This is a genomic window from Peribacillus sp. P4_C12 (genome assembly GCF_056402095.1).
Window position 1 is genome coordinate 1 of record NZ_JBFUIB010000152.1, and the last position, 7,875, is coordinate 7,875.

Consider the following 7,875-nt stretch of genomic DNA (forward strand, 5'->3'; position numbering starts at 1 on the left):
GAGAACAACGTTCCTTTATTGTTTGGTGGCGATAGCGAAGAGGTCACACCCGTTCCCATTCCGAACACGGCAGTTAAGCTCTTCAGCGCCGATGGTAGTTGGGGGTTTCCCCCTGTGAGAGTAGGACGCCGCCAAGCAATGTTTATCACATTAATTAGGATTCATAAACCCGTATAAACAGGTTCAAATCCTATTTACGCATTCTAAACCTTAGGATTTTCCTAAGGTTTTTTTGTATAAATTCCACTATCGTGTATTGGAAAGGCTTATTAATAGCATGATTTTGGTAGGGGGGCTCCTCGATGACTAGTAAAGAAGAAATCCTGGACAATAAAAAAATTCTTCATTCTTTTGCGGAATGGTTAGTGGGTCAAAATAAATCCGATGGTACGATTAAAACCTATGTGGGAGTCATCTCACAGTTTCTTCAATGGTTTAAAGAAGAAGCGGAAGTGATTGAAAAATCCCACGTGCAAACCTATTTAGACGATATGGAACAGTCAAATAAGAGTGGAGGAACGATTGAAAAACATTATTCAGCCATTACGATGTTTTCCAGGTTCCTTGATAAACCCGAAATCGTCCTCAACATCGACCGTAAAGCAAAGGAAAAGAAAGAAGATCCGCCAGAAGCCCTGAACATGCTTGAGCAAGCTGAGCTTTTAAAAGAAATCGAGGCCTCTGGGCATTTCAGGAATATTGCCATTGTCTATACACTGATCCATACGGGTATCCGGGTGTCCGAACTTTGTGATTTGAACCATAGCGACATTCAAAAAGAGGGAGACAGGCAATATATCCTCATCCGGGATTCAAAAGGGGATATAGACAGGAAGATTCCACTCTCCATGGCTGCTAGTGAAAAGATCAGGGCATACAAGGAATTTTTAAATATGGAAACGGAAGCTATCTTCATATCCAGTGTGAATCAGCGCATCACGCCAAGGTCCGTGCAATATATGCTGACTAAATATAATACGACTCCCCATAAGCTGCGGAATACGTTTTGCCAAAAATTAATCGATTCGGGGATAGACCTTCAAACCGTTTCAAAATTGATGGGGCATAAAGATTTGAACATGACCAAACGTTATGTAGGAGAAGGAAAAGAAGAATTGGAATTAGCCATTGAAAATACTTTTGATGATAATTGTAAAAGGTAGTAAACCTTCATGCCTATCTAGATGTATATCGGGATGTATTCCCAGGCCCAGGCAACTCCATAAGCCCCTTTACACCCTCTCCTATTTGGAGGTTTTTTTTTATTAATTTGGGAGACCTTAAAAGATAACCACAATTAGGAGGGATTTAGTGAAAACGGAAGATGAAAAAAACTCAGATGGCTTAAATGAGATCTTTGAAATTATTAATGCTAAAGGTGATACAGGAGAACTAAAAGAAATCATCCAAAAATCAGATGAACAAATAAATGTAGACAAATAAACTGTCCGTTCCGATTTCAGCTAGAATTTGTACGCCATTCGAGTGGCAATACCAGTATTGAATACGTTGTTCTATGCTTTCTTGATACACACTAACTTTTTGGGCAACCTCTTGATCGAGTTTTTTAATCTGTTCAGTCAGAAAGTCAATATGTGTTAGAATCGTTTTGAGTATCATGCGTTGATGAGGATTCATATACCCATTCAAGCAAGGATTAAATCATTTTTTTCTTCTTCATCGAACGTCGCGCAATGTTTGCCAGTTTCTCAGGATCATCCTCACCATTTGCCTTCGCATGAAGCATGTCCTTTTATGAAACTACCATAATATCTGATAAGACAGAGCCTAATTTGATAGTTGCACCTTCCAGTACCTTTTGAATTCGATTATGCTGTCTAGTCCGTTCTTCAATAATACTTCTGCGATAACGTATAAGCTCACGTAATTCTCGCTGATTTCTATCAGATATAAAACTTGCCTTCAACAACCCATGACGAATAAATTGAGCGATCCACACAGCATCCTTGACATCTGTTTTTCGGCCGTTTCATATGTTGTGCGTTAACACCTGTGCTTTCCATTGCGACATAGTGCAACCATGTGATTTAATCCAATCCATCAGWTGAATTAAAAACTCCGTTTTTGTAGAAAATGTTTGAATCTCCTTTCCTTTCGGGGGTTATAATGCAGGCGGTAATGTTRTYTTTATGTACATCCCTTCCGCATACTCATTCAATAATAACTTCCATTGAAACCATCCTTCCTAGGCGAAAAATAAGAGGGTGGTGTAAAAACCAGAATAGGATTAATCTACCATGAGTGCTTCCCTTAAGGCAGCGACAGTCTGTGATGCACCGAGGTCGTTGGAGTCAGACTAACAGGTGGGCTCTAATGGCACTATAGTACATCGACCTTCCTCACCCAGCCTTAGGATCAGTATGGACGGTTTTCGACGATTTTCATTCTCTATGGTGCAGCGCTGGTCTGTGCTGCATGATTAAAGATCCGGCCTGCCATCTGGTGGATTTTTTTCCTAAACTAACTGGGCAGGTTAACTGAATAAGGAAAAATCTCCTAACAATTCAATTCATTGTTTCTTTCATAAAAAGATGGGCTGCCATATTAGCAGCCCATCAAAGTAAGTCTCTACTGGTTTATGTAATAATTTAATTAATCTCAAATCTGTCCCCAATGCTTACCCTTCCAGCTTTCACTACTGAAGCATAAACCCCAAAGCTTCCGGCGTTATTTCTCACAATGGATCTTAATACATTTGGATCTTTTGGAAGGTCGCCCTGAGCCAATGTTGTCATTACACACCGCTTTGTTTCCTGAGAAATTTTAAGCTGCACATTCCCAAATGTTAAGGTTTTGCCGATCCAATCATTTTCTACAAAATCTTCCTTATCCGGAACTTCAATAACAATATTCGGCCTGAACCGCCGTGCCTCAATTCTGCTTTCCGGTGCCAGTTTCCTTAAGTAATTTATCGTTGAGGTTGTGATAATATGAACGATATCAATATCATAAAACGTTCCTACAGGTGAAGTTCTTGTGAAAATCGAGCCTTTATTGTCAAGTTCCTCGATTTCTTCAGGAATATATCCTTCGAACTGTACATCTCTTGAGGATGGAGTAGACAGATGAACGTTTCGATTAAAGCTGCTTGAAAGCAATTTATCTTTTTCCTCGTCGGTGCTAATAATCGAACTGCCATTCGGAAAAGTAATTCTTACTGGAGGAACTGCAGCATTCTCCTGCGGCGGGTCAATAAACGCTGCACGATACTGAAACATGTTTGGCCATTTGTGTGGATTTTTAGCATTAGCAAGTTTGCCTGTTTCATTGTCAATTACACCATAAGCTCTGTCTCCTAATAACCCCTTTTCCGTAATTTTACATGCATTTAATTCCTCTCCCATCATCGACTTAACCGGGTATCTCCAAATTGAAGTAACCTTTGCTGATGTCATACCACTCACCCTTTCTATACTTAAAAATAGTATGTCTTATTTGTAAGTATATTGTTTTATGCTAAATTAGCAAAAGAAAAAGGGCGGCATATTCAACAAATTTATCACTACGGGAAAATCACCGATTTGACATGGAAGGAAGCCTTGAAGGCGTTGACGATTAAAAAATGACATCGAATATGAAAAAAGTATTCGATAGAGAAAATTGTTATACATTTGGAACAATTATTAGAGGAGTATGATCTCGCAGTACTACAACTCGAAAGAGTGGAAAAAGAGGTTAAGGATGTATTTAAACAAATACCTTTTGCCAAGAAGCTGCTTGCCATAAAGGTAATTAGTGAAATTCTTTGTCGACCTTGTTTTCAGATTCTTTCTTGGATGGCGGAAGAAGAAAGGGGGCGAATTCGAAAACGGCAGCGTGAGAGCATTAAATTGGCTTTACAAAATGGCACAGCTTTCGGTCGACCAAAGGCAACCATTACGGAAGGAGTTTGAACAAGTCTATGACCAATGGAAATCAGGAGAGATCACAGCTGTAAAGGCCATACAGGAGATAGGCGTAAAGAAGACGACTTTTTATAAGTTGGTTAGGGAGTATGAGGGATCTTCGAAATAAATCGTATGAAACTCCCTATTATAGTGGCAGCCTTTGCTCAACGGGAGCAAAGGCTAAACTGTGATTCGGAATTCAATACCAATAAAAGAGAGAGCTATTGTAAAGTATTAGCTCTCTGCATTTTATCATTCTTATAGTTTTAAATGGAAAGTACCCCTAACAAAACACCAACGATTGTCATAACTATTGCTATTCCCACCTCATACTTGGCTGTAAAGCGAATATGATCACCTATTTCAATAACAAGAAGCCCCATTAATATATAGATAGAACCTTGGAGTGGCTTAACAAGTGCAACAGTTGACCATAGAAAGACTTCTCCAATAAATGGAGGTTGTTCAGCTAGAAGAATATGGTCCCTTTTAGGGTCTAAATCTCCAAGCTTTTTTTGTGTTATCAAAAATAGCAGATTCCAGATAAAAGTAGTATAAACCATAAAGACTAATGTTATAATAGTAATAACAATTATAACTTTCTTTTGAAGGAGGAATGAATAATGGCCATTAGGAAATTAACTAAAGTAGGAAATAGCTTGGGTATTACGTTTCCAGTTGAAATGTTGAAAACTGCAAATTTAGCTTTTGGAGACGAATTAGAGGTTGAGTTCAAGGGTGAAGAAATCATTTTAAGGAAAAATAAAAATGTGAAATTACCTAAAGGTGTAGATGCAGAATTTATGGAAATGTTATCAGATGTTATTAAAGAACATGACGAAGCATTCAAGGGATTGGTGGATAGATAATATGACGTTGGATATTATCTATCTTTCCACTAATCAAATTATTGCTATCAATGCCATTCAAATAAAGGTTTATTCTCCTACTGAACAAATCGGAGTGAAAGATCCCGGTCTCCTTGATTCTGCAGTGAACAGACCCAGACAAACTGTTTTCGAGAATGATGCTTACCCATCTATTCATGAAAAGGCTGCAGCATTATTTGAATCCATTTCAAAAAATCATGCGTTCCACAACGCAAACAAGAGGACAGCACTCGCTTCCCTTATTATGTTTCTGAAGATCAATCATTATCAATGGATAATGGGAATAGAAGAAGRACAGGATTTTGTTRTAGATGTCGTCAACCATAAGTATGATTTTAAATCTATCGCAAGAATCATCAAAGAGAACATAAAGGCTTTATAAAAGGTTCTAAATTCATGGAGCATTTAACCCAATTCGGTCTTTTTAATGAAGACTTTACCAAAGGTTGGTTTTATAACATTGTAAAGATGGAATATGCAGCAAATTCATGTTGGGTTTTGGAATACAAAAAGTGATTATACAAAAAAGCGGGAAAGTTATTTACTTTACAAAAAGAAGAGGCTAAGTAACATACATACATGTATTAGATGTAACAACATAAGACATTATATTTTTTTAGGTTCGGAGACCAAAAGAAGTTTAATAAGTCCGAAATCTTGAACTTTCAATTCAAAAAATACCAGTGAAATATGATAAGGGGGCTGTCTAATAAGTCCCTAAAGTTTAAATCGGTTTACTGATTATTAACAAAACATATCCCTGGGTTGACTTTTTCGACGGGTTCATTTACAACTTCCTTGGAATAATCTCCGCCATCACTACCGAACGACGATAATTACAACTCCATTCGTAATGTTTACGGTCCTCAGTGATACGCATTCTTGGTTACGATTTATTCAACAATAAAAAAGATCGAGATTTTACTCTCAATCAAATAAGATTTCGGCTACCAACTGAAGTCATTAATAATTAATTATGAAAAACATGTGCAGAAACCTTTATTAAAGTCTCTGTACCAAGGTTTTTTGTATTGATTCGTTCGTGTAGGTTGTTTATCCACCAGAGTGCGTCTAGATAAACAATCTCTTCTTTCGACATTACTCGGCCCTAACCAATATCTTCTGTTTCCCCTAAAAAGGATTTTTCTACTCGATAACCTCGTTGATTTCTCCATCGTTTTTCGCAGCTGTATTTTTCATATAGTTTTTACGCCACTCATACATAGACTCTAATATGGGCATCAGACTTTTTCCATTTTCTGTCAGTGAATACTCCACTTTGGGTGGAACAACGGGATAGACTTCACGATGAACAATGAGGTCTTCTTCCAATTCTCGCAATTGGTTAACTAGCATTATTTGGTTGATATCAGGCATGAGAGACTTCAATTCGTTAAATCGCTTTGTTCCCTCTTTACCTAGATGCCACAAAATCAGCATTTTCCATTTACCACCAATAACAGAAAGTGTCAATTCTTTTTCACAGTCAAACGGCTTATCACGAAGATGTCCCATTAATTTCACCTCCATTTCTAGCATAATGGTATACAATTTGTCACTATATGAATATGAAGTGCGTACTTACGCATAGATATTATACACGTTATACTAATTTCTATATAGGTGATACGTTCATAGGAGGGGATCAAGTGAATGACTTAACTGTTCCACGTRACATTGATTTAGACGAGAATGTTCTCGATGTCTTAAAAACGTTGGAAATGGATTCTGTGACTTTTGTCCTATTTGGAGCGACAGGGGATTTAGCTAAGAGAAAAATATTTCCTGCTTTATATAATTTATTTTTAGATAAAAAAATGCCTAACACGTTTTCGGTTATTGGTTTAGGTAGAAGAAAATGGTCTGATCAATCTTTTCAAAAACACGTAAAAGAATCGATACAAACATTTTCTAGACGTTTGATAAATGAGTCATCCAAAACGGAAGAGTTTCTTAATGCATTTCGCTATAGCCTTTTGGATGTAACGAATAAAGAAGGGTATAAGAACTTACTTGACTTGATTCAAACTAGTGAAGAAGAATTGAGTATTCCAGAAAATCGCCTGTTTTATCTATCTGTTGCGCCAGAGTTTGTRGATGTGATTACWTCGAACATCCAMAAAAGTGGATTAGGCTCTACAAAAGGATGGARACGWCTCATTATCGAAAAGCCTTTTGGACACGATTTGAAATCCGCCCAAAATCTGAACGAATTAYTAAGTGAAACGTTTGAAGAGGACGAAATTTATCGTATAGATCATTACCTYGGAAAGCCGATGRTCCAAAACCTTGAAGCATTAGAATTTGCGAATCCYATGTTWCAAGCGCTMTGGAATAACCAATATATTGCCAATATACAAATTACGGCTAGTGAAACGGTTGGGGTAGAAGAAAGAGCAAGTTATTATGACCAAGCAGGGGCCATTCGTGATATGGTCCAAAATCATATGCTGCAAATACTGATGATGACAGCTATGCATCTTCCAAAACGAATAAGCGCAAACGATATYCGTCAAGAGAAGAGKAAAGTCATGGAGTTTYTACGACCATTGAAGAAAGAAGATGTAGCTTTACACGTGGTTCGTGGTCAATATGRTCCAGGGGAAATTCAAGGTGAACCAGTTGTTGGATATAAAGAGGAATCCGGAATTGATGCTTCKTCAACAAATGATACCTTTGTTTCTGCCCGTTTGTGGATTGATGATTCTTATTGGAGTGGGGTACCATTCTATATCCGTACTGGAAAAAGAATGAAGGAAAAGTCYACACGTATTGTGATTGAGTTCAAAAATCCGTTAAAGGATTTATACRTGTCMCAAAAAGAGCAAACAGCCCCCAATCTWTTAATCATCGAGATCAGTCCGAATGAAGGTGTTTCTTTACAATTAAATAGAAAAAACCCATTAAACGGTAAAATAGAGCCCGTTACGGTGACGTTTTCAGCAAATGCAAAAGAWGTACCKGAAGCCTATGAGCTCTTACTGTTCGATGCTTTGCGTGGCGATCCAACTTTCTTTGCCCACTGGAATGAAGTTGAATTATCTTGGAAGTGGGTTCAACCTATTTTGGAGGTATTT

10 protein-coding genes, 1 rRNA gene and 1 pseudogene are annotated in these 7,875 nt (G+C 37.6%); 7 read left to right on the plus strand and 5 right to left on the minus strand.

The window, feature by feature from the left end; genetic code table 11:
- Window positions 1-21 precede the first annotated feature (21 nt).
- The 3 genes from rrf to AC1DUW_RS16725 all read left to right on the plus strand — a co-directional run bounded on the left by rrf (window position 22) and on the right by AC1DUW_RS16725 (window position 1,443).
- A 5S ribosomal RNA gene (rrf, locus tag AC1DUW_RS16715) occupies window positions 22-137 on the plus strand.
- Between the two features lie 165 nt (window positions 138-302).
- Window positions 303-1,163: a tyrosine-type recombinase/integrase gene (locus AC1DUW_RS16720; RefSeq protein WP_477643005.1), complete on the plus strand. Its 861-nt coding sequence runs from the start codon at window positions 303-305 to the stop codon at window positions 1,161-1,163.
- A 148-nt stretch (window positions 1,164-1,311) separates the two neighbouring features.
- Complete coding sequence (locus tag AC1DUW_RS16725; protein WP_477643006.1) at window positions 1,312-1,443, plus strand: hypothetical protein; 132 nt, start codon at window positions 1,312-1,314, stop codon at window positions 1,441-1,443.
- Here the strand turns inward: AC1DUW_RS16725 and AC1DUW_RS16730 are convergent.
- The 3 genes from AC1DUW_RS16730 to AC1DUW_RS16740 form a co-directional block, all read right to left on the minus strand.
- Window positions 1,414-1,638 carry a hypothetical protein gene (locus tag AC1DUW_RS16730; protein WP_477643007.1) on the minus strand — a complete coding sequence of 75 codons (225 nt, stop codon included), beginning with the start codon at window positions 1,636-1,638 and terminating at the stop codon, window positions 1,414-1,416. The two genes, AC1DUW_RS16725 and AC1DUW_RS16730, sit on opposite strands and share 30 nt — an antisense overlap.
- Before the next feature lie 115 nt (window positions 1,639-1,753).
- Window positions 1,754-1,960 carry an IS110 family transposase gene (locus AC1DUW_RS16735; RefSeq protein WP_477643008.1) on the minus strand — a complete coding sequence of 69 codons (207 nt, stop codon included), beginning with the start codon at window positions 1,958-1,960 and terminating at the stop codon, window positions 1,754-1,756.
- A gap of 649 nt (window positions 1,961-2,609) precedes the next feature.
- A complete protein-coding gene (locus AC1DUW_RS16740; RefSeq protein WP_477643009.1) occupies window positions 2,610-3,416 on the minus strand; it encodes an MOSC domain-containing protein in 807 nt (268 codons plus the stop codon).
- 210 nt (window positions 3,417-3,626) lie between these two features.
- Here AC1DUW_RS16740 and AC1DUW_RS16745 point away from each other — a divergent pair.
- Window positions 3,627-3,764 (plus strand): annotated as a pseudogene (locus AC1DUW_RS16745) (IS110 family RNA-guided transposase); the annotation flags it as partial.
- 410 nt (window positions 3,765-4,174) lie between these two features.
- Here the strand turns inward: AC1DUW_RS16745 and AC1DUW_RS16750 are convergent.
- Window positions 4,175-4,435, minus strand: coding sequence for a hypothetical protein (locus tag AC1DUW_RS16750; RefSeq protein WP_477643010.1), 261 nt, complete (start codon window positions 4,433-4,435; stop codon window positions 4,175-4,177).
- Between the two features lie 96 nt (window positions 4,436-4,531).
- Here AC1DUW_RS16750 and AC1DUW_RS16755 point away from each other — a divergent pair, with 96 nt between their 5' ends.
- Window positions 4,532-4,777 (plus strand): AbrB/MazE/SpoVT family DNA-binding domain-containing protein, encoded by a 246-nt coding sequence (locus tag AC1DUW_RS16755; RefSeq protein WP_048689328.1) that lies wholly within the window; start codon window positions 4,532-4,534, stop codon window positions 4,775-4,777.
- 1 nt (window position 4,778) lies between these two features.
- Window positions 4,779-5,180, plus strand: coding sequence for a type II toxin-antitoxin system death-on-curing family toxin (locus AC1DUW_RS16760; RefSeq protein WP_477643011.1), 402 nt, complete (start codon window positions 4,779-4,781; stop codon window positions 5,178-5,180).
- A 764-nt stretch (window positions 5,181-5,944) separates the two neighbouring features.
- Here AC1DUW_RS16760 and AC1DUW_RS16765 read toward each other — a convergent pair.
- Window positions 5,945-6,313 carry a winged helix-turn-helix transcriptional regulator gene (locus AC1DUW_RS16765; RefSeq protein ID WP_477643012.1) on the minus strand — a complete coding sequence of 123 codons (369 nt, stop codon included), beginning with the start codon at window positions 6,311-6,313 and terminating at the stop codon, window positions 5,945-5,947.
- 206 nt (window positions 6,314-6,519) lie between these two features.
- On the opposite strand from AC1DUW_RS16765, the gene zwf reads away from it, so the two are divergent.
- The coding region (gene zwf, locus AC1DUW_RS16770) for a glucose-6-phosphate dehydrogenase (RefSeq protein ID WP_477643013.1) at window positions 6,520-7,875 on the plus strand (1,356 nt) is incomplete at its 3' end.

What these genes read in the sequence shown, in the direction of transcription:
- AC1DUW_RS16720 (WP_477643005.1), top strand. Translation starts at nt 303, where the DNA reads ATGACTAGTAAAGAAGAAATCCTGGACAATAAAAAAATTCTTCATTCT.
- AC1DUW_RS16730 (WP_477643007.1), bottom strand. Translation starts at nt 1,638, where the DNA reads ATGAATCCTCATCAACGCATGATACTCAAAACGATTCTAACACATATT.
- AC1DUW_RS16740 (WP_477643009.1), bottom strand. Translation starts at nt 3,416, where the DNA reads ATGACATCAGCAAAGGTTACTTCAATTTGGAGATACCCGGTTAAGTCG.
- AC1DUW_RS16755 (WP_048689328.1), top strand. Translation starts at nt 4,532, where the DNA reads ATGGCCATTAGGAAATTAACTAAAGTAGGAAATAGCTTGGGTATTACG.
- AC1DUW_RS16765 (WP_477643012.1), bottom strand. Translation starts at nt 6,313, where the DNA reads ATGGGACATCTTCGTGATAAGCCGTTTGACTGTGAAAAAGAATTGACA.